The organism is Streptosporangiales bacterium, assembly GCA_009379825.1.
In the GTDB taxonomy this organism is placed as follows: domain Bacteria; phylum Actinomycetota; class Actinomycetes; order Streptosporangiales; family WHST01; genus WHST01.
Map to the genome: position 1 here is coordinate 23637 of WHTA01000035.1, position 17845 is coordinate 41481.

Annotated in this window: 19 protein-coding genes; 6 read left to right on the forward strand and 13 right to left on the reverse strand. The window is 71.3% G+C overall.

The genetic code is table 11. The features are described 5' to 3' along the window. Positions 1–14: 14 nt before the first annotated feature. The gene (locus GEV07_17320) at positions 15–1190 is read right to left on the reverse strand and encodes a LacI family DNA-binding transcriptional regulator (GenBank protein ID MQA04401.1); all 1176 of its coding nucleotides are present in this window, start codon (positions 1188–1190) and stop codon (positions 15–17) included. A 17-nt stretch (positions 1191–1207) separates the two neighbouring features. Here GEV07_17320 and GEV07_17325 point away from each other — a divergent pair, with 17 nt between their 5' ends. Together GEV07_17325 and GEV07_17330 are read left to right on the forward strand one after the other, a co-directional pair. Beyond that, complete coding sequence (locus GEV07_17325) at positions 1208–2323, forward strand: mandelate racemase/muconate lactonizing enzyme family protein (protein MQA04402.1); 1116 nt, start codon at positions 1208–1210, stop codon at positions 2321–2323. A 101-nt stretch (positions 2324–2424) separates the two neighbouring features. Further along, positions 2425–3660, forward strand: a complete 1236-nt coding sequence (locus GEV07_17330; GenBank protein MQA04403.1) for an MFS transporter — start codon at positions 2425–2427, stop codon at positions 3658–3660. Between the two features lie 19 nt (positions 3661–3679). Here the strand turns inward: GEV07_17330 and hemB are convergent, their stop codons facing one another. The 6 genes from hemB to GEV07_17360 form a co-directional block, all read right to left on the reverse strand. Further along, complete coding sequence (gene hemB, locus GEV07_17335) at positions 3680–4672, reverse strand: porphobilinogen synthase (GenBank protein MQA04404.1); 993 nt, start codon at positions 4670–4672, stop codon at positions 3680–3682. Between the two features lie 42 nt (positions 4673–4714). After that, positions 4715–6301, reverse strand: coding sequence for a bifunctional uroporphyrinogen-III C-methyltransferase/uroporphyrinogen-III synthase (locus tag GEV07_17340; GenBank protein MQA04405.1), 1587 nt, complete (start codon positions 6299–6301; stop codon positions 4715–4717). Further along, positions 6301–7251 carry a hydroxymethylbilane synthase gene (gene hemC / locus GEV07_17345; protein ID MQA04406.1) on the reverse strand — a complete coding sequence of 317 codons (951 nt, stop codon included), beginning with the start codon at positions 7249–7251 and terminating at the stop codon, positions 6301–6303. The genes GEV07_17340 and hemC overlap by 1 nt, the downstream gene beginning before the upstream one ends. Continuing rightward, entirely contained in the window at positions 7241–8548 is a 1308-nt protein-coding gene (locus tag GEV07_17350; protein MQA04407.1) for a glutamyl-tRNA reductase, read from the reverse strand. Before GEV07_17350 ends, hemC begins: the two co-directional genes overlap by 11 nt. Continuing rightward, positions 8545–9276: a redox-sensing transcriptional repressor Rex gene (locus GEV07_17355; GenBank protein ID MQA04408.1), complete on the reverse strand. Its 732-nt coding sequence runs from the start codon at positions 9274–9276 to the stop codon at positions 8545–8547. Before GEV07_17355 ends, GEV07_17350 begins: the two co-directional genes overlap by 4 nt. 151 nt (positions 9277–9427) lie before the next feature. Next, positions 9428–9679 carry a hypothetical protein gene (locus GEV07_17360; protein MQA04409.1) on the reverse strand — a complete coding sequence of 84 codons (252 nt, stop codon included), beginning with the start codon at positions 9677–9679 and terminating at the stop codon, positions 9428–9430. A gap of 143 nt (positions 9680–9822) precedes the next feature. Between GEV07_17360 and GEV07_17365 the strand changes: the two genes are divergently transcribed. Further along, positions 9823–11067 (forward strand): MFS transporter, encoded by a 1245-nt coding sequence (locus GEV07_17365; GenBank protein ID MQA04410.1) that lies wholly within the window; start codon positions 9823–9825, stop codon positions 11065–11067. A 1-nt stretch (position 11068) separates the two neighbouring features. Here the strand turns inward: GEV07_17365 and GEV07_17370 are convergent, their stop codons facing one another. Both GEV07_17370 and GEV07_17375 read right to left on the reverse strand, forming a co-directional pair. Further along, on the reverse strand, positions 11069–11497 hold the full coding sequence (locus GEV07_17370) for a glyoxalase (GenBank protein MQA04411.1): 429 nt from the start codon (positions 11495–11497) through the stop codon (positions 11069–11071). Further along, positions 11494–11757, reverse strand: coding sequence for a glutaredoxin family protein (locus tag GEV07_17375; protein ID MQA04412.1), 264 nt, complete (start codon positions 11755–11757; stop codon positions 11494–11496). The genes GEV07_17370 and GEV07_17375 overlap by 4 nt, the downstream gene beginning before the upstream one ends. A 358-nt stretch (positions 11758–12115) precedes the next feature. Between GEV07_17375 and GEV07_17380 the strand changes: the two genes are divergently transcribed. The 3 genes from GEV07_17380 to GEV07_17390 all read left to right on the forward strand — a co-directional run bounded on the left by GEV07_17380 (position 12116) and on the right by GEV07_17390 (position 15270). Then, positions 12116–12802, forward strand: a complete 687-nt coding sequence (locus tag GEV07_17380) for a sigma-70 family RNA polymerase sigma factor (GenBank protein MQA04413.1) — start codon at positions 12116–12118, stop codon at positions 12800–12802. Positions 12803–13018: 216 nt separating this feature from the next. Beyond that, positions 13019–14278 (forward strand): hypothetical protein, encoded by a 1260-nt coding sequence (locus GEV07_17385; GenBank protein ID MQA04414.1) that lies wholly within the window; start codon positions 13019–13021, stop codon positions 14276–14278. Positions 14279–14337: 59 nt separating this feature from the next. Then, positions 14338–15270 carry an HAD-IB family hydrolase gene (locus GEV07_17390; protein MQA04415.1) on the forward strand — a complete coding sequence of 311 codons (933 nt, stop codon included), beginning with the start codon at positions 14338–14340 and terminating at the stop codon, positions 15268–15270. A 7-nt stretch (positions 15271–15277) separates the two neighbouring features. Here the strand turns inward: GEV07_17390 and GEV07_17395 are convergent, their stop codons facing one another. The 4 genes from GEV07_17395 to GEV07_17410 form a co-directional block, all read right to left on the reverse strand. Then, on the reverse strand, positions 15278–16225 hold the full coding sequence (locus GEV07_17395) for a glycerol acyltransferase (GenBank protein ID MQA04416.1): 948 nt from the start codon (positions 16223–16225) through the stop codon (positions 15278–15280). Continuing rightward, entirely contained in the window at positions 16218–17216 is a 999-nt protein-coding gene (locus tag GEV07_17400) for an NAD-dependent epimerase/dehydratase family protein (protein ID MQA04417.1), read from the reverse strand. The genes GEV07_17395 and GEV07_17400 overlap by 8 nt, the downstream gene beginning before the upstream one ends. Positions 17217–17266: 50 nt before the next feature. Beyond that, entirely contained in the window at positions 17267–17368 is a 102-nt protein-coding gene (locus GEV07_17405) for an AURKAIP1/COX24 domain-containing protein (GenBank protein ID MQA04418.1), read from the reverse strand. A gap of 168 nt (positions 17369–17536) precedes the next feature. Continuing rightward, the gene (locus GEV07_17410) at positions 17537–17755 is read right to left on the reverse strand and encodes a helix-turn-helix domain-containing protein (GenBank protein ID MQA04419.1); all 219 of its coding nucleotides are present in this window, start codon (positions 17753–17755) and stop codon (positions 17537–17539) included. Positions 17756–17845: the final 90 nt, after the last annotated feature.

Here is a 17845-nt window from a genome sequence, read left to right on the forward strand (position 1 = left end):
ACACCGGGGCCGGGTCAGCGCGGCGGAGGTTGGCAACTCTCGCGGGGTAGGTACGTCGTAGGCAGCAGGACCGTCTCCGGCGGTGCACCGTCTACGTTCGCCAGCAGCAGCTCCGCCGCCGCCCGGCCCATTGCGCCGGCGTCGCGCGCGACCACGGAGATCGGCGGCAGCGCGAGCCGGGCCAACGGCACATCGTCACAACTCACCACCGACAGCTCGGGACCGACGTCGATGCCACGCGCACGCAGCACCTCCAACGCGCCGACGAGCAGCAGGTTGCCGCCCAGCACCACAGCCGTCGGCGGTGACCCGGAGTCGAGCATCTCGGCCATCGCCAGCCGACCGTGCTCCACCGACAGCGTGCCGGTGGCCACCACCACGTCGACGCCGGAGGCGGCGTCCGTCTCCACCTCGATGGCGCGGAGTCGCTCGCGGGACGGCCGCACGTCCCGCCCGACCACTACGCCGATGCGCCTGTGGCCGAGCTCGAGCAGGTGCCGTACGGCCGCCCGCATGCCCTCGCCGTGGTCGGAGAGCACGTAGCTCGTCGGCACCTCCGGCGGCATGTCGCGGTCCACCACCACCACGGGCATGCCGACGGCACGCAGTGCCTGGCTTGTGTCGTCGTGCCGCTCGGCCGCGGGCAGCACGATCAGCCCGTCCAGCCGGCGCCGGCTGAGCTGCCGGATCTGGTCGGCGTCGAACTCGGGTGCGTCCTCGGAGTTGGTGAGCAGCAGCGAGAACCCGCTCGCCCGCAGCACGCTCTCCGCGCCATGCACGATCTCGGACAGCAGCGGGTTGGAGATGTCGGAGAGCACGAACCCTACGGAGCGGCTGGTGCGGCTGCGCAGGCTCTGCGCCACCAGGTCCGGCTGGTAGTCCAGCTCGGCGACGGCCGCCTGCACGCGCTCGCGCATCACGTCGCTGACGTCCGGGTGGCCGGACAGCACCCGCGACACCGAGGCGATACCGACGCCCGCGCGCTCGGCCACCTCGCGCATGCTCACCCGGCCAGGCACGGCCGTGCCGTCGCGCGCCCCGCCGTCGACGCGTTCCGCTCTACTCGGCACCCACACCCCTTCCGTGCCACGAAGGGTATCAACGCCGCCGCCGTTCATTGACCGCCAGAGCGGGCGTCCGTTACGGTCGCTGGAACCGATACCGGAAACGTTACCAGGATTCGCCGTCATAAACCTCAGAGCCCGCTATGCCACTGACCATCCACGCGATCGAGGCCGTCGCGCTGCGTGCGCCGCTGGCCCGCACCTACCGCGGCAGCAACTACTTCATGACCCACAGGTCCACGATCCTCACCAGGGTCTACACCGAAGAGGGCGTCGTCGGCGAGGCGTACGCCGGCGACGAGGACGCCACCAACGCCGAGATCCAGCAGGTCATCAGGGACGAGGTGACGCCCAAGCTGATCGGCGAGGACGCGTTCGCCGTCCAGCGGTGCTGGGAGCTGACCCGGCCGGCCACCGAGAACATCCTGCGCGACCGCAGGGTCGGCCTGGTCGCCACCGCCTGCGTGGACGTGGCGATCTGGGACGCCATCGGCAAGGCGCTCGGCCAGCCGCTGTGGCGGCTGTGGGGCGGCTACCGCGACCGGCTGCCGGTGATCAGGACCGGCGGTTACTACCACACGGACCTGGACATCCCCGAGGAGATGACGCTGGCTAGGGAGGCCGGCATGGGCGGGATGAAGTTCAAGGTCGGTGGGCTCAGCCCCGCCGAGGACTCCGAACGCTTCAAGCGCGCACGCAAGGCGGCCGGCGACGACTTCATCCTGGTCGCAGACGCGAACCAGGGCTACACCCCGGACGAGGCCGTGCAGTTCGCCCGGCTGGTCGCCGACGACGAACTGTTCTACTTCGAGGAGCCTTGCGGCTGGCACAACGACAGGCGCGCGATGCGCGACGTCCGCTACCGGTCGGGCGCGCGGGTGTGCGCGGGGCAGAGCGAGCTCACCGCCACCGGCTGCCTGGAGCTGATGACGTCAGGCGCCGTCGACTTCTGCAACTTCGACTCGTCGTGGTCGGGCGGCCCGACCGAGTGGCTGCGCGTGGCGGCGATGGCGCAGGCGCTCGACGTCACCATGAGCCACCACGAGGAAGCACACATCGGCGCGCACCTGCTCGCGGCGATCCCCAACGGGACGTTCGCCGACACCTTCCACCCCGACCGCGACCCGATCTGGTGGGAGCTGATCGCGAACCCGCCGAAGATCCAGGATGGCATCTTCCACCTGCACGACCGGCCGGGGCTCGGCTGGGAGCTCGACGGGGACTTCATCGAGAAATGCACCGTCGTCTTCGACAACTGAGGAGCGCGCCATGACGTCAACGGAGACACCTCGCCGCTCCTCGCTCGCCTCGATCATCGGCGCGACCGTCACCGGTACGGCGATGGAGTGGTACGACTTCTATCTCTACGCCACCGCGTCCGCGCTGGTGTTCGGCAAGGTCTTCTTCCCGAAACCTGGACGGGGTGGCCGGCACCATCGCGGCGTTCGGCACGTTCGCGGCCGGCTTCCTCATCCGGCCGCTCGGCGGCATCGTCTTCGGCCACCTCGGTGACCGCATCGGCAGGAAGACCGTACTCAGCCTCACGCTGATCCTGATGGGGGTGGCGAGCACGCTCATCGGGGTGGTGCCCAGCTACGCGGCCATCGGCGCGGCGGCGCCCATCCTGCTGACTTTGCTGCGGCTGGTCCAGGGGTTCGGCGCCGGTGCCGAGTACGCCGGCGCGGTGATCACGACGGCGGAGAACTCACCCACCAAGCGGCGCGGCTTCTACACCGCGCTGCCGTACACCGGCGTGTCCATCGGGCTGCTGATCTCGACCGCCGCGATGTCGGCCGTGTCGAACCTGCCGGACGAGGCGCTGATGAGCTGGGGCTGGCGGATACCGTTCCTCGCCAGCGCCGTGATCGCGATCGTCGGGATCTTCCTGCGGTTCCGGCTGCTGGAGACCCCGGTGTTCGAGGAGGCGAAGAAGCACGGCGCGCTGACCAAGGTGCCGTTCGTCGAGCTGTGGAAGCACTCCCGCCGCGAGCTGCTGTGCTGCTGGGGCGCCCGGTTGGGGGACAACTCGCTGGCGTACAGCTTCGAGTCGTTCGTCGTCGTGTACGTCACCACCACGCTCGGGCTGCCGAAACAGATGATCCTCAACGGCGTGTTCGTCGCCGGCATCGTCGCGATCGTCACCGTGCCGCTGTTCGGCGCGGTGTCCGACCGGGTAGGGCGCCGAATCGTCTACGCCGGCGGGGCGATCGCGTCGGCGGCGTTCGCGTTCCCGTTCTTCTTCCTGATGGACACCGAGAGCACGGTGCTGATCTGGCTCGCCGTGATCGTGGCGGCCGGCGTGTTCAAGTCGGCGATGACCGGTGCCCAGGCGGTGTTCTTCGTCGAGCTGTTCCCGGCCCGCTACAGGTACAGCGGGTTCGCGATCGGCCGCGAGGTCACGTCACCGATCGCCGGTGGTCTCACCCCGCTCGCGGCGACGGCGTTGTTCGCGGCCGTGGGTGCGGTCTGGCCGGTGGCGCTGTACCTGATGGCGCTGTGCGCGATCACGGCGGCGTCGGTGCTGCTGGCACCGGAGACCCGCAAGGCCGAGCTGGGTGTCGTCGGCGAGCAGCAAGCCAGCGTGCCGCAGAGCTGACGGGGGTAGCCAATCCGCGTCAGCCCGCGGTGAGGCGGCGGGCGACCTCGGCCGCCCAGTACGTGAGCAGGATGTCCGCGCCGGCGCGGCGGGCCGAGGTGAGGATCTCGTGCACGATGCGCTCCCGGTCGAGCCAGCCGTTCGCCGCGGCCGCCTCGACCATCGCGTACTCGCCGGACACCTGGTACGCACCGACGGGTACGTCCACCTCGTCGGCCACCCGGCGTACGACGTCGAGGTAGCTGAGCGCCGGCTTCACCATCACCATGTCGGCGCCCTCGGCGAGGTCCATGCGCACCTCGCGCAGCGCCTCGTCGCTGTTCGCCGGGTCCTGCTGGTACGCGGACCTGTCACCGAACTGCGGCGCGCACTCAGCGGCGTCGCGGAACGGGCCGTAGAACGCGGACGAGTACTTCGCCGAGTACGACAAGATCGCGACGTCGTCGTGGCCGGCGCCGTCGAGCGCGGCGCGGATCGCGCCAACCTGGCCGTCCATCATGCCGCTCGGCCCGACCACCTGCACGCCCGCGCGGGCCTGCGCTACGGCGATCGACGCGTAGCGCTCCAGCGTCGCGTCGTTGTCGACGGTGCCGTCGTCGCGGACGATGCCGCAGTGCCCGTGGTCGGTGTACTCGTCGAGGCACAGGTCGGCCATCAGCACGGTGTCTGAGCCGACCTCGCTCGCCAGGTCGGCCAGTGCCAGCTGCACGATGCCGTCCGGGTCGTCGGCCGCACTACCCCTGGCGTCCTTCGCAGCGGGGATGCCGAACAGGATCAGCCCGCCGACGCCCGCCTGCACGGCGTCGAACGCCGCCTTGCGCAGCGACTCCCTGGTGTGCTGGACGACCCCAGGCATCGAGCCGACCGGCTGCGGCTCGCGGACGCCTTCCTTGACGAACACCGGCAGTACCAGGTCGGACGGACGCAGCGTGGTCTCGGCGACCAGCCGGCGCAGCGCGGGCGTACGCCGCAGCCGCCGTGGACGCGCGACGGGGAAACGGGGCTCGCTCATACCGTCCAGGCTACGCCGCACCGGCGACCGCTGCCGCGTCGGCTACTTGTTGCGGCGCCTCGCTCCCCGGCGCATCTCGCTCGGGCGGCGGAACGGCTGGCCGGCCTCCAGCATCTCGTCGCGGCGGTTCGCGGCGAACTCGGCGACCTCGTCGGCGAGCAGCAACGCGTTCGGCGTGGACGCCGTCACGTCGACGCGCAGGCCGAACTCCGCCGCGGTCTCCGCGGTCTGCGGGCCGATGACGCCGACCACCGTGGTGGCGTGCGGCTTGCCGGCGATGCCGACCAGGTTCCGTACGGTCGAGGACGACGTGAACAGCACCGCGTCGAAGCCGCCGGACTTGATCGCCTCGCGGGTCTCCGCCGGCGGCGGCGCGGCACGCACGGTGCGGTAGGCGGTGACGTCCTCGGCCTCCCAGCCCAGCCGCTCCAGCCCGGCGACCAAGGTCTCCGTGGCGATGTCGGCGCGGGGCAGCAGCACCTTGTTGATCGGGTCGAACACCGAGTCGTAGGGCGGGAACTCCTCGAGCAGACCCTCGCTGGACTGCTGCCCGGACGGCACCAGGTCGGGCCTGATCCCCCACGCCTCGATGGACGCCGCGGTCTGCTCACCGATCGCCGCGATCTTCACGCCCGCGAACGCGCGCGCGTCGAGGCCGTACTCGGTGAACCTCTCCTTCACCGCACGCACCGCGTTGGCGGAGGTGAACACCAGCCACTCGTAGCTGCCGTTCACCAAGCCCTTCACTGCACGCTCCATCTGCTGCGGCGTGCGCGGCGGCTCGACCGAGATGGTCGGCACCTCCTCGGGCACCCCGCCGTACCGGCGCAGCCGGTCGGTCAGCGGCGCGGCCTGCTCCCTGGTGCGTGGGATCAGCACCCGCCAGCCGAACAGCGGCTTGGTCTCGAACCACGACAGCCGCTCGCGCTGGCCGACGACGTCGCCCACCACGAGCACCGCGGGCGTGTCGGTGTCGCCGTCCTTCGTGTCGGCGGCGACGCTGCCGAGCGTGGAGACGACGGTGCGCTGCCTGGTGCTGGTGCCGTGCCAAGTCACCGCGACCGGCGTGGCCTCGTCCCTGCCACCGGCGACGAACGCGGCGGCCGTGGCGGGCAGCACGGACTGCGCATCGACGGCGACGACCGTGGCGTTCGACGCCTCGACGATCCCGGCTTCCGCGACGTCGGCGGCCGACAGCACGCGCACCTCACGCCGCTTCGACGTGGTCAGCGGCACCCCGGCGTACGCCGGCACCGCGATGCTGCTGCTGATGCCTGGTAGCAGCTCGTACGGCAGGCCGGCCTTCGCACACGCGGCCGCCTCCTCGGCGTACGGCCCGAACACCGCCGGGTCGCCGCTGACCAGCCGCACGACGGTCCTGCCCGCCTTGGCCTCGCGCACGACGAGCTTGCCGTTCGCCGCGGCGTCAGCCTCCGCCTGATGCACCTCGACGTCGCTGGGACAGCGGGCGAGGAACGTATCGGCGGGGACGTCCGCGTCGATGACGACGACTTCGGCGTCTGCGAGGGCCGCGACGCTGCGCAGCGTCAGCAGCTCAGGGTCGCCGGGACCTGCACCGACGAACCAGATCTGGCCTCTTACCTTCTTGTTGGCGCGAGCCGGGCTCACTAGACGTGCTCTCCCATCAGGGCTGCGACACCCTCGGCGAGCATCTCGGCCGCAAGGTCACGACCGAGCTGGGCTGCCCCATCCGAGGATCCGGTGGCGGTCCTTCTTATCGAAACGGTGCCGTCGAGGGCAAATGCGGCGGCCTGCAGCTCGAGCTGGCCGGCGCCCCGGACGGTCGCGAGCGCGCCGACGGGAGCCGCACATCCGGCCTCCAGCTCGGCGAGCAGTGCTCGCTCGGCGGTCACCGCCGACCTGCTTTCCTCGTGGTCCAACGCCGCGAGCAACCGCGCCGTTCCCACGTCGTCCGCGCGACACTCGACGGCGAGCGCACCCTGGCCGGGCGCGGGCAGCACGACCTCGGGCGCCAGTACCTCGGTACCCACGTCGCCGCGGCCGAGCCGGTCGAGGCCGGCCTTGGCGAGGACGACCCCGTCGAGCAGGTCGGCCGGGTCGACCCCGGGCCCGCCGAAGACCCGGCCGAGCCTGGTGTCGACGTTCCCGCGGATGTCGACGACGTCGAGGTCGGGCCGCGCGGCCCGCAGCTGCGCCGCCCGCCGTGGCGACCCGGTGCCGACCCGCGCACCACTTGGCAGCCCGGCGAGGGTGCCGGCGCCTGACGCGACGAGCATGTCGCGCGAATCGGCACGCTCAGGCACGGCCGCGAGCGTCAGGCCCTCGGGCGCCGCGGTCGGCAGGTCCTTCAACGAGTGCACGGCGACGTCGACCTTGCCGTCGAGCAGTTCGTCGCGCAACGCGCTGACGAACACCCCGGTGCCGCCGATCTGCGACAGCGGCGCGCGGTTGGTGTCGCCGTGCGTGGTGACGTCGACGAGCTCGACCTGCCGGCCGCTGGCCCGTGCCAGCCCGGCCGCGACGAGCTCGGCCTGCGCCCTGGCCAGCGCACTGGCCCTGGTGCCGATCCGCAGCGGCATCGCGCTTTCACCGCTCATCGCGCGCCTCCCCCGTCTCGCCGGGGTCGACCCGCGCGACGGCCTCCGCCTTCGCCGGGTCGAGGTCGAACAGCTCGCGCAGGGCGGCGGCGTAGGAGCCGCCCTCGGGCCCGGCCGCGAGCTGCTTCACCCGCACCGTCGGCTTGTGCAGGAGCTTGTCCACGATCCGATGGACGGTACGTGCGACCTCGGTCTGCGCCTTCTCGTCCAGGTCGGGTACGCGGCTGCGCAGCCGCTCCATCTCGTGCTCCACGACGCGCGCCGCGGCACCGCGCAGCGCGGCCACGGTCGGCGCGACCTGCGCCTCCTCGACACTGACCCGGAACGCCTCGGCCTCCTCGCCGACGATGCGCTGCACCGCCTCGACGGCGTCCGCCTCCACGTCGGGACCGACGAGCTGGTCGACGCCGAGCACGGTGACGTCCGGCAGCTCGGCGACCCCGCGCGCCACGTCCCGCGGCACCGCGAGGTCGATCAGTACCAGCGGCCGACCGTCCCGGCCGGCCATCGCCTCGGCGACCCCGGCCGCGGTCAGCACGGGCTCCACCGCGCCGGTGCAGGTCACGACGGTGTCCGCGGCCCGTAGCGCCTCGCCGACCTCGGTCAGCGAGTACGCGCGACCGCCGCCTTCCGCCGCCAGCCGCTGCGCGGCGTCGACGCCGCGGTTGGCGACGGACACCTCGGCGCCCTCGCGCCGCAATGCCGCGACGGCGATACCGCCCATCGCGCCGGCGCCGATCACAAGCGCGGGCCGGCCAGCGAGCGCACCGATGTGCTGCCGGCCGGCGTCGAGCGCGACGCTCACCAGCGACGCACCCGCCGCGTCGATGCTCGTCTCCGCGCGGGCCCGCTTGCCCGCCCGCAGCGCACGGCGGAACGCGTCGCCGAGCCCGCGGCCGAGCGTGCCGGCCGCTTCCGCGTCGTGCATGGTGCGCCGCACCTGGCCGACGATCTGCTGCTCGCCGACCACCATCGAGTCCAGGCCGCAGGCCACGGAGAACAGGTGGTGGATCGCCCGGTCCTGGTAGTGCACGTACAGGGCGGGCGTCAGGTCGTCGCCGGCCACGCCGCTGTGCCGCTCGAGCGCGGCGGTCAGCGCGGCCACGCCGACGTGGAACCTGGTGACCTCCGCGTACAGCTCGACCCGGTTACAGGTGACGAGCACCGCGGACTCGAGCACGTGCTCGACGTCGCTCAGCTCGGCGGCCAGCTTGCCTTCCGCGTCCGCCGCGACCGCCCGCTCCAGCACGTCCACCGGGGCCGTGCGGTGGTTCAGGCCCACCACGAGGAGAGTCATGCGTCGCCTCCTCCGCGGTCGGCTGTCAGTGGGCGCCCGTCGGGCGGGGGCGGCTCGGCCGCCGTCGCCTCCACCACGTTGTTGCGCTGCACGTGGAAGGCGAGGATCTGCAGTTCCATGGAAAGGTCGACCTTACGTATCTGTACGCCAGGCGGCGTCTGCAACACGGCGGGGGCGAAGTTCAAGATGCTACGCACACCCGCGCGGACCAGGCGGTCGCACACCTCCTGCGCGGCCTGCGGCGGGGTCGCGATGACCCCGATGGCGATCTTCGACTCGCGGACGATCGACTCCAGCTTGTCCACGTGCTGGACGGTGAGGTCCGCGACCTGGGTGCCCACCTTCGTGGAGTCGACGTCGAGCAGCGCCGCGACGGTGAACCCGCGGGAGACGAAGCCGCCGTAGTCGGCGAGCGCGCGGCCGAGGTTACCCACGCCGATGATGGCCACCGCCCAGTCCTGGGTGAGCCCGAGCTCCCTGGAGATCTGGTAGACGAGGTACTGCACGTCGTACCCCACCCCGCGGGTGCCGTACGAGCCCAGGTGCGACAGGTCCTTGCGCAGCTTCGCCGAGTTGACGCCCGCGGCGGTCGCCAGGTCCTCGGAAGAGACGGTGGGCGTACCCCGTTCGTTCATCCCGATCAGCGCGCGCAGGTAGAGCGGGAGGCGCGCCACCGTGGCCTCCGGTATGCCGCGGTGTCGGTGCCCCTGGGCACGACCGCCACCCACCGCGGGCGGGTTGGACGAGGACACGGATCTCCTGAGACTGACCTGACTGGAGTGGGGCGCGGACGTCCGCCGCGGCCCCGGTGACTCCCAGACTACGTGTTTGTGAACACTCGCACAAAGTCGAGCCGCCCCGGCCGGCACCGGGCCCGGCTCAGTTGACGCCGAGCAGTACGCCGAGGCCGAGCACGCCGAGCGTCCAGGCCACTGCGAGGTAGAGCCACCCCCTGAACCCACCCCGTGCCCGGGCGAGCATCCCGAGCGCCGCGACGGGAAGCATGAAGACGAGGATCATGCCGAGCTGGCTGTTGTCCTGGCCGTAGAGGAAGATGCCGGTGAACGCGGCCGCCACCGCGGTGACCGCACCCAAGGTCTTCTTGGGCTCGAGCAGCTTCGACGTCGCCATGTAACCAAGGTACGTGAGCCCGGCCGCTGCCGCCCGGTTCGGCCCGTTTTCGCAAGCGTGCACACTAGCGCCATCGACTTCGTACAGTCAGGTTGGGGATTACCACAGCGACGTGGGACCGCTGGCGCTAGTCTCCCTTCCTAATGTCGGACGGGGACACTCCTCCCTCACACGCTGCCTCCCAGGATCGCACAGCGCGCTTCGGGGAGGCATTCGCCGTGCGCGAGTTCCAGATCCTCTGGCTCGCGCTGGCGCAGTCGGGCATCGGTGACCAGCTCGCCAAGGTCGCGTTGTCCGTGCTGGTCTTCGAGCGCACCGGCTCGGCGTTCCTCACCGCCGCCACGTACGGGGTGACGTACATCCCGTACCTGATCGCCGGGCCGGTGCTCTCGCCGCTGGCGGACCGGTACCCCAGGCGGGGGGTGCTCGTCGCGACGGACCTGATCCGCGGCGCGCTGGTGGCGCTGATGGTCATCCCCGGCATGCCGCTGTGGTCGCTGTTCGTCCTGGTGTTCTGCGTCGGGCTGGCGCGACCGCCGTTCGAGGCGGCGCGAACCGCGTCGATGCCGGACGTGCTGCCGGGGGACATGTTCGTGCTCGGCAGCGCCATCACGCAGACCACCAACCAGGTCACGCAGGTGCTCGGCTTCGCCGTCGGCGGCATCACCGTGAGCCTGATCGGCGCACCCTGGGCGCTCGCCCTCAACGCGGCCTCGTTCTTCCTCGGCGCGCTGATGTTCCGGGTGGGGCTGGCCGCCCGGCCGGTACCTACCGGCCCCGGCCGGCCGGGGATGCGGCAGGTGATCGGCCAGGGCACGAAGGTGATCCTCGGCGACCGCAGGATGCGCACCCTGATCGGCTTCGGCATGCTGGCCGGCTTCTACATCGCGCCCGAGGTGCTCGCCGTGCCGTACGTACGCCGCGAGCTCGACCTGGACGCCAGCCACGCGGGCATCATGCTGGCCGCCGGGCCGCTCGGGCTGTCCATCGGCTCGGTGCTGATCACCCGGCTGCTGCGGCCGAGCAGACGGATCAACGTGCTCGGGCCGCTCGCCGTACTCGGCCTGCTGTTGCTGCTGCCGTTCTGGTTCACCCCCGGCTTCTTCGTCTCGTGCCTGCTGGTCTTCCTCTCCGGCATGGCCGGCGGCTACAACCTGGCGGCGAACCAGGCGTTCATCGCGATCACCCCGCACGTCGCACGGGGCCAGGCCCTGGGGCTGGCGCAGACGATGCTGATGCTCGCGCAGGGCATGGCCACGATCCTCGCCGGCGCGATGGCCAAGCTGGTGACGACCGCGGGCACCATCGCCATCGCCGGCGCCGCGGGCGCCGTCGTAGCCGCGTTCCTCTGGCTGGCCTGGGCCCGCACCGAACGCAGCCGCGGCTGACCTACTCGATGCGGCCGGCCGCCGGTTGGCGCGCGAGGAACTCCAGCCGGTTGCCGTGTGGGTCGGCGGCGTAGAACCTGCGGTGTCCGGGGAAGTTGTCGTCCCAGTACACGGCGATGGCGTGGGCGTGCAGGCGGTCGGCGAGGGCGTCGAGGTCGGCGACGCGGATGCCCGGGTGGGCCTTCACGGCGGGACGGAAGTCCGGCTCCACCCCGCAGTGGATCTCCAGGTCGTCCGCGCGCACCCAGAGGCCGCCGCGGGCGGCGAGGGCGGGTGGCTTCGCCACCTCGGTCATGCCGAGCACGCCGACGAAGAACTGCCGCGCAGCGTCCTCGCCGCCGGGTGGGATGGCGAGCTGTACGTGGTGCAGCTGGAAGCCGTGCGCCGTGGGGTGGCTGTCGCCGTAGCCGAACCGCTCGTCGCGGGTCACCGCGCCCGCCCGCGCAGGGCGCGCCGCAACCGGTCCGGGTCGACCCGCCAGTAGTTGTGCACCTCGCCGTCGACCAGGGTCACGGGGATCTTGTCCCACCACTTGGTCAGCGCGTCCTGGTCGGTGCTCAGGTCGCGCTCCTCCCAGGCCACACCGAGCTCGGCGCACACCTCGGCCACCACTGTGCGCGCATCGTCACAGAGGTGACATTCTGGCTTTCCGAGTAGGCTGACCCGTGGTTGGTCGCCGTCCGCCACCATGAAACTCCTTTCGGACACTGTACGGAGCCAAAACGCCTGGTTCGACCGGCAGGACCCGATATATACCTCACGCTCTGCTCACGCCACGCCCGTTAGCCTCTAGCCCCGGAGGACCGTCATTCCCTACCATGGGCGACGCATCGTGAACGAACGACACGGATGTCAACGCAGCAGCCGGGGCCACGCGACACGAATTGCGGCCATTCCCCGGTACAGGGGGGCCATGGAGATGCCAGGACCGGGAAGCACGCCGCGCGGGCACACCGCGCTGCGTACCACGCTCAATGCGATAGCCAGGCAGGTCGCAGCGATCTTGGAGCCCTTTTCTCTTCCGCAGGTGCAGCCGGCCGGGGTGCCGATGCCGGTGGGCGCGCACGTCGCCGCCGCAGAGGCCGCGGACCCCGGCGTGCTGCTGCGCGGATTCGCCCCGCCGGTACGGCTCCGCCGCAAGGCCGCCAAGCGCGAGACCGCGTCCCCACGCGCCGTCACCGACGCCGAGCAGCAGGAGCTCCTCGCCGTCATCCACGCTGCGCAGGCCGGTGACGCCGAGGCGTTCGGCAGCCTCTACGACCGCTACGCGGACCTGGTCTTCAGGTACGTGTACTTCCGGGTCGGCTCGCACCAGCTCGCCGAGGACGTGGTCAGCGAGACGTTCCTCCGCGCGCTGCGGCGGCTCGACAGCTTCACCTGGCAGGGCAAGGACTTCGGGGCCTGGCTGGTCACCATCGCCAGGAACATCGTCGCCGACCACTTCAAGTCCTCCAGGTACCGGCTCGAGGTCACCACGGCGGACATGCTGGACAGCGACCGGCTCGAGGAGAGCCCCGAGCACATGGTGCTCAAGTCATTCACCAACGTGGCGCTGCTCGAAGCGGTCAAGCAACTGGGCCCTGAGCAGCAGGAATGCATCGTGCTGCGGTTCCTGCAGGGGCTGTCGGTCGCCGAGACGGCACGCATCATGGGCCGCAACGAAGGCGCAGTGAAGGCCCTCCAGTACCGGGCGGTACGCGCGCTCGCCAGGCTGTTACCTGACGACATGCGCTGATCACTGACGCGCGCGCTTGGCCCACCTTCTGCCCGTAACCTAGCAGGTAGACCTATCGTTTGTTGTGTAGAGCACGAGTGAGGACGCCTCTCCCGATGCCGTTCCGCCGGTGAGACGTCCACGGGTGGCACGACGGGCGGGGCGGCCGGCGGCCATGGTGGGCGCCGCTCGACCGGTCCTCGGGAGATGCTACTGAGGGCATAGCGGAAGGTCGGTATGAGCAAGCGTCCGGGTCGGCATCGCGCGCGCGAGTTCGCGCGCAGCGTCGACAGCACCGGCACGCCGAGCTCGTCCGTGTCCCGGCTGGTGTCGCTGGCGAACGCCCTGCGCAACGTGCCGCTGCGCCCGCTGGACGGCCCGCGCGGCTCGCTGCGCAAGCAGCTGGTCGACACCGCGGCCGCGGGCGTGCCGCGGGAGGGCCGGCCCTCGCTGCTCAGCTTCCTCAGAGAGTTTCGCCTGCCGCGCGGCCTGGCCTCGGCGGCCATCATGTGCACGGCGCTGATCACCATCGTGGGGCTCGGCCTCGGCACCGCGAACTCGCTGCCCGGCGACACGCTTTACGGCATGAAGATGCGCGGCGAGACCGTCCAGCTCGCCCTGATCGGCTCGGACGAGGACCGCGGCAGGAAGAACCTCCAGTTCGCCAGCTCCCGGCTGGGCGAGGTCGACCGGCTGGTCACCAACCGCGAGGACTGGCCCGCGCTCGCGAACACCTCGCCGGCGGGTCGGTCCGCCAAGGTGGCCCGGCTGATCAACCGCACGCTCAGCGCCATGGACGACAACACGGCGATCGGCGCCGAGGCCATGCGGCAGGCGTTCGACGAGACCGGTGACACCGCCCCGCTGGCCTACCTGGACCAGTTCACCGAGAAGCAACAGCAGACGCTGCGCTCGCTGCTGCCCAAGCTCCCGCAGGAGTCCCGGCCGAGCGCCGAGCACTCGATCGCCTTCGTCAGCGATCTCGGCGAGGAGGCGAAGGAGCTGCTGCGGGCCAAGTGCGGCACCGCGACGAGCTGCGACGACGGCGAGACCACCGCGGCCACCAACTCCTCGACCGAACCGCACGACCCGACCAGCTCGACCGCGTCCGCGAGCGACTCGGACGACCCGAGCACTCCGGGCCGCACCAGCGAGGGCTCCGAGTCGTCGTCCCAGCACAGCTCGTCCAGCGAACCTACCACCGGCGGTGGCTCGCTCACCGGCAGCGACCCGTCAAGCGGCAGCAGCTCGAGCGAGAGCGGCTCGTCCAGCACCTCAGAGAACACGCCAAGCGAGACCGAGACGCCGTCCGACTCCGGCACGTCGACCGAGGAAGACTCGTCCAGCCCACCTGAGCCCACCGGGGTGCCATCGTCGCCGTCGGACTCGTCGCCGCGCAGTGCGGAGAACGAGGACGGCAGCACCAGCAGCAGCTCGACCGACGACGCGAGCTCCGCGGAGTCCAGCTCCGCACCGGCCGAGAGCACCAGCGAGTAGGCGGACCTACCCGGTGTGCCAGGCACAGCCGCACAGCGATTGCGGCTAGGCTCAACGCCATGGCGAAGTCGCGGCGAGCACGGAACGCCAACTCCGATGACGCTACGCCACTGGCCGAAGCGGTCGCACCCGCCGTCGAGGCGGCCGCGCAGGCCGACCACATGAGCCTGCTGTCCCAGGGCCCGGGTGCCGCGGCGTTCTTCGACGTCGACAACACCGTCATGCAGGGCGCCTCGCTGTACTTCATCGCCCGCGGCCTCGCGGCGCGCGACTTCTTCACCACCGGCGACATCGCGCGCTTCGCCTGGCAGCAGGCGCATTTCCGGATACGCGGCGAGACCGACAAGACCATCTCCGACGCCCAGGAAGCCGCGCTGTCGTTCATCGCCGGTAAACGGCTGATCGACGTCGTGCATCTCGCCGAGGAGATCTACGACGAGCGGATCGCGGACCGCATCTGGCCGGGCGCGCGGGCGCTGACCAACCTGCACCTGGACGCCGGCCAGCCGGTGTGGCTGGTGACGGCGACGCCGGTGGAGCTGGCCGAGATCATCGCCAAACGGCTCGGCCTGACCGGCGCGCTCGGCACCATCGCGGTCACCGCGGACGGCGTCTACACCGGCCGGCTGCAACAGTTCCTGCACGGCGAGGCGAAGGCCGTCGCCGTGCAGGAACTGGCCGAGCGGGAGGGCCTCGACCTGGCGAAGTGCACCGCGTACAGCGACTCGATCAACGACCTGCCGATGCTCGAGGTCGTCGGCCGCGCGGTCGCCGTCAACCCGGAACCCGCACTCGCCGACTACGCCAGGCAGCACGGCTGGCCGGTCTACGACTTCCGCACCACCAGGCGCGCGCTGCGCATCGCCCTGCCCGCCGCGGCCGTCACGGGGGCAGCGGTCGGCGCACTGTACGCGGGCCTGCTCGTACGCCGCCGGCGCCGGCGGTCCCTCGCCGAACGCGCCCTGGACGAGCTGGACCGCCTCCGCCGCTAGGACCTCGTCAGGTAAAGACGGAGCGGCGGCGCAGCAACATGGCGTAGAGCGTGTGCTGGATCGTCTCCCGCACGTGGTCGGTCAGCTCCAGCACCAGGGTCGGGTCGTCGGCGGCCGACGAGTCGTACCTGTCCGTACGGATCGGCTCGCCGACCTGCACGTACCACTTGGACGGCAGCGGCACCAGCCCCAGCGGCCCGAGGAACGGGAACGTCGGCGTGACCGGCACGTACGGCGCGCCGAACAGCCGCGCCAGCGGCCGCAGGTCGGTCAGCATCGGGTAGGTCTCCTCCGCGCCGACGATCGAGCACGGCACGATCGGCCGGCCGGTGCGCAGGGCGGCGGAGACGAAGCCGCCCCGGCCGAACCGCTGCAGCTTGTACCGCTCGCTGAACGGCTTGCCGATGCCCTTGAAGCCCTCGGGGAAGACGCCGACCGTCTCGCCCTCGGTGAGCAGCCGCTCGGCGTCGGCGTTGCACGCCACGGTGACGCCGCTGGCCCGCGCGAGCTGCCCGAAGACCGGCCAGCGGAAGACGTAGTCGGCACCGAGCAGCCGCAGCCGCCGGTTGTCCGGGTGGTGGTCGTGCAGGGCGACCTGCAGCATCAGCCCGTCCAGCGGCAGCACCCCGGAGTGGTTGGCTACCAGCAGCGCACCCGAGTCTGCGGGGACGTTCTCCAGGCCGCGCGCCTCGACGCGGAACCAGCCCTCGTAGAGCAGCCGCAGCACCGGCAGCACGACCGCGTCGGTCAGCTCGGCGTCGAAGCCGGTGTCGTCCACCGTGTACGCGCCGCTGAGCCGCCGCAGCAGGAAGCCCAGGGTGTCGCGGACGCCGCCCGCACCGCTGTCGGCCGACTCCTCGGTTCGCGGTTCCTCGGCCACGTCCGGCTCCTCGGCCGCGGCGGCCGCGCGTCTGGACCGGTCGCCGTCGAAGGGAATCACCTGGGCGTCAGGCACGCAGCACCTCCCCGATCCGTTCGAACAGCGTCCGCGGCAGCACCGGCTCCAGCCCGGCCTCGGCGACGAAGTCGAGCAGGGCCTGCCTGGTCGACCGCACCGGCTGCCAGCCGAACTGCCGCTGCAACCTGCCGGTGTCGGCCACCTGCGAGTGCCGCATGGTCTCCGCCAGCTCCGGCGTGAGGTAGGTCAGCCGCGCCCGGCGCAGCAGGTCTGCGGCCGGGCCGACGGCGAGGCCGGGCACCGGCAGCGTCATCCGGCCGGCCAGGTGCGCGGCCTGCGAGGCGGTGACCACGCCAGTCCCGGCGACGTTGTAGGTGCCCGGATGGTCCTCCACGGTCGCGCGGCGCAACGCCTCCACGACGTCCTCGTGGTGCAGCAGCTGCAGCCGCGCGTCGTAGCCGAGGACGGTGGGCACGACCGGCAGCGCGAGGTACCGGGCGAGCGCGGACTCCGCGGTGAGCACATACGCGAACCGCAGCGTGGTCACCGTGACGTCGGCGCGGCGGCGCGCGAACCCGCGCGTGTAGCCCTCGACCTCGACGATGTCCTTCGCGAACCCGCCGGTCGGCGCCTTGCGCGGCGGCTCGTCCTCGGTGAAGAGGGCGGGATTGCGCTCGGACAGCCCGTAGACCGTGGTGCTGGACCGGATGACGAGCTTGCGCACGCGCTCGGCCCGCTGGCACGCAGCAAGTAGCTGCATCGTGCCGATGACGTTGACTTCCTTCTGCGCTGCCCGCCCACCGGCACGGTTCGGGCCGGTCAGCACGCCGGCGTGGACGACCGTGTCGACCTGGTACGCGTCGAGCAGCCGGCTCAACGACGTCCCGCGGACGTCGGCGCGTACGAACTCCGCAGGTGCCAGGCTGTGCCGCGGCGGCACCATGTCGATCCCGATCACCCGCTCGACGGCGGGCTGGTCAGCGAGCAGCTGCGCGAGGCCCGTACCGGGCTGCCGCGCTACGCCTGTGACGAGGACGACGCGTCCCACTGCCAAACCTTCCCGCCGATGAGTTCACACCTACGGTAAGGCCGCGGTCGTTACTTGCCCAGCTTGCGCCGCTGCACCCGCGTGCGCTTGAGCAGCTTGCGGTGCTTCTTCTTGGCCATACGCTTACGACGCTTCTTGATGACAGAACCCACGGATGTTTCCCTTACCGGTGGCGGAACCCAGGCGAGCCGGGACGAACGAGGTGGCACGCGGAAAACCGCAGCCGACATAACAGACTACCGTCGGCCTTGTGGTTGCGGACGATCGAGGGGGCTACAGGCACGGATCGCGCCGCAGCCGTGACGGGACGGTTGTGCGCGTTACGAGGCGGTGTCCGCCGGCCGCGACGCCGGCGAGTGCCTGAAGTAGTCGTAGACGGCCTGCTCGGGGACCCGGAACGAGCGCCCCACGCGCACCGCGGGGAGCTCACCGGCATGCAGCAGCCGGTAGACGGTCATCTTGGACACGCGCATGACCGTGGCGACCTCGGCCACGGTGAGGAACTTGACCTCACTGAGCGGTCGTTCTCCTGCACCCATCGAGCACCGTTACTTTCTCCACGCTCTGCGAGAGCGGCCGTCGGGCTTCCCCACCCGGCGAGCGACTTCGCCCCCGTGCGTCCGTAGAGG

What these genes read in the sequence shown, in the direction of transcription:
- GEV07_17320 (MQA04401.1), bottom strand. Translation starts at nt 1,190, where the DNA reads ATGACGGCGAATCCTGGTAACGTTTCCGGTATCGGTTCCAGCGACCGT.
- GEV07_17325 (MQA04402.1), top strand. Translation starts at nt 1,208, where the DNA reads ATGCCACTGACCATCCACGCGATCGAGGCCGTCGCGCTGCGTGCGCCG.
- hemB (MQA04404.1), bottom strand. Translation starts at nt 4,672, where the DNA reads ATGAGCGAGCCCCGTTTCCCCGTCGCGCGTCCACGGCGGCTGCGGCGT.
- hemC (MQA04406.1), bottom strand. Translation starts at nt 7,251, where the DNA reads ATGAGCGGTGAAAGCGCGATGCCGCTGCGGATCGGCACCAGGGCCAGT.
- GEV07_17350 (MQA04407.1), bottom strand. Translation starts at nt 8,548, where the DNA reads ATGACTCTCCTCGTGGTGGGCCTGAACCACCGCACGGCCCCGGTGGAC.
- GEV07_17360 (MQA04409.1), bottom strand. Translation starts at nt 9,679, where the DNA reads ATGGCGACGTCGAAGCTGCTCGAGCCCAAGAAGACCTTGGGTGCGGTC.
- GEV07_17365 (MQA04410.1), top strand. Translation starts at nt 9,823, where the DNA reads ATGTCGGACGGGGACACTCCTCCCTCACACGCTGCCTCCCAGGATCGC.
- GEV07_17375 (MQA04412.1), bottom strand. Translation starts at nt 11,757, where the DNA reads ATGGTGGCGGACGGCGACCAACCACGGGTCAGCCTACTCGGAAAGCCA.
- GEV07_17380 (MQA04413.1), top strand. Translation starts at nt 12,116, where the DNA reads ATGCCGGTGGGCGCGCACGTCGCCGCCGCAGAGGCCGCGGACCCCGGC.
- GEV07_17385 (MQA04414.1), top strand. Translation starts at nt 13,019, where the DNA reads ATGAGCAAGCGTCCGGGTCGGCATCGCGCGCGCGAGTTCGCGCGCAGC.
- GEV07_17390 (MQA04415.1), top strand. Translation starts at nt 14,338, where the DNA reads ATGGCGAAGTCGCGGCGAGCACGGAACGCCAACTCCGATGACGCTACG.
- GEV07_17410 (MQA04419.1), bottom strand. Translation starts at nt 17,755, where the DNA reads ATGGGTGCAGGAGAACGACCGCTCAGTGAGGTCAAGTTCCTCACCGTG.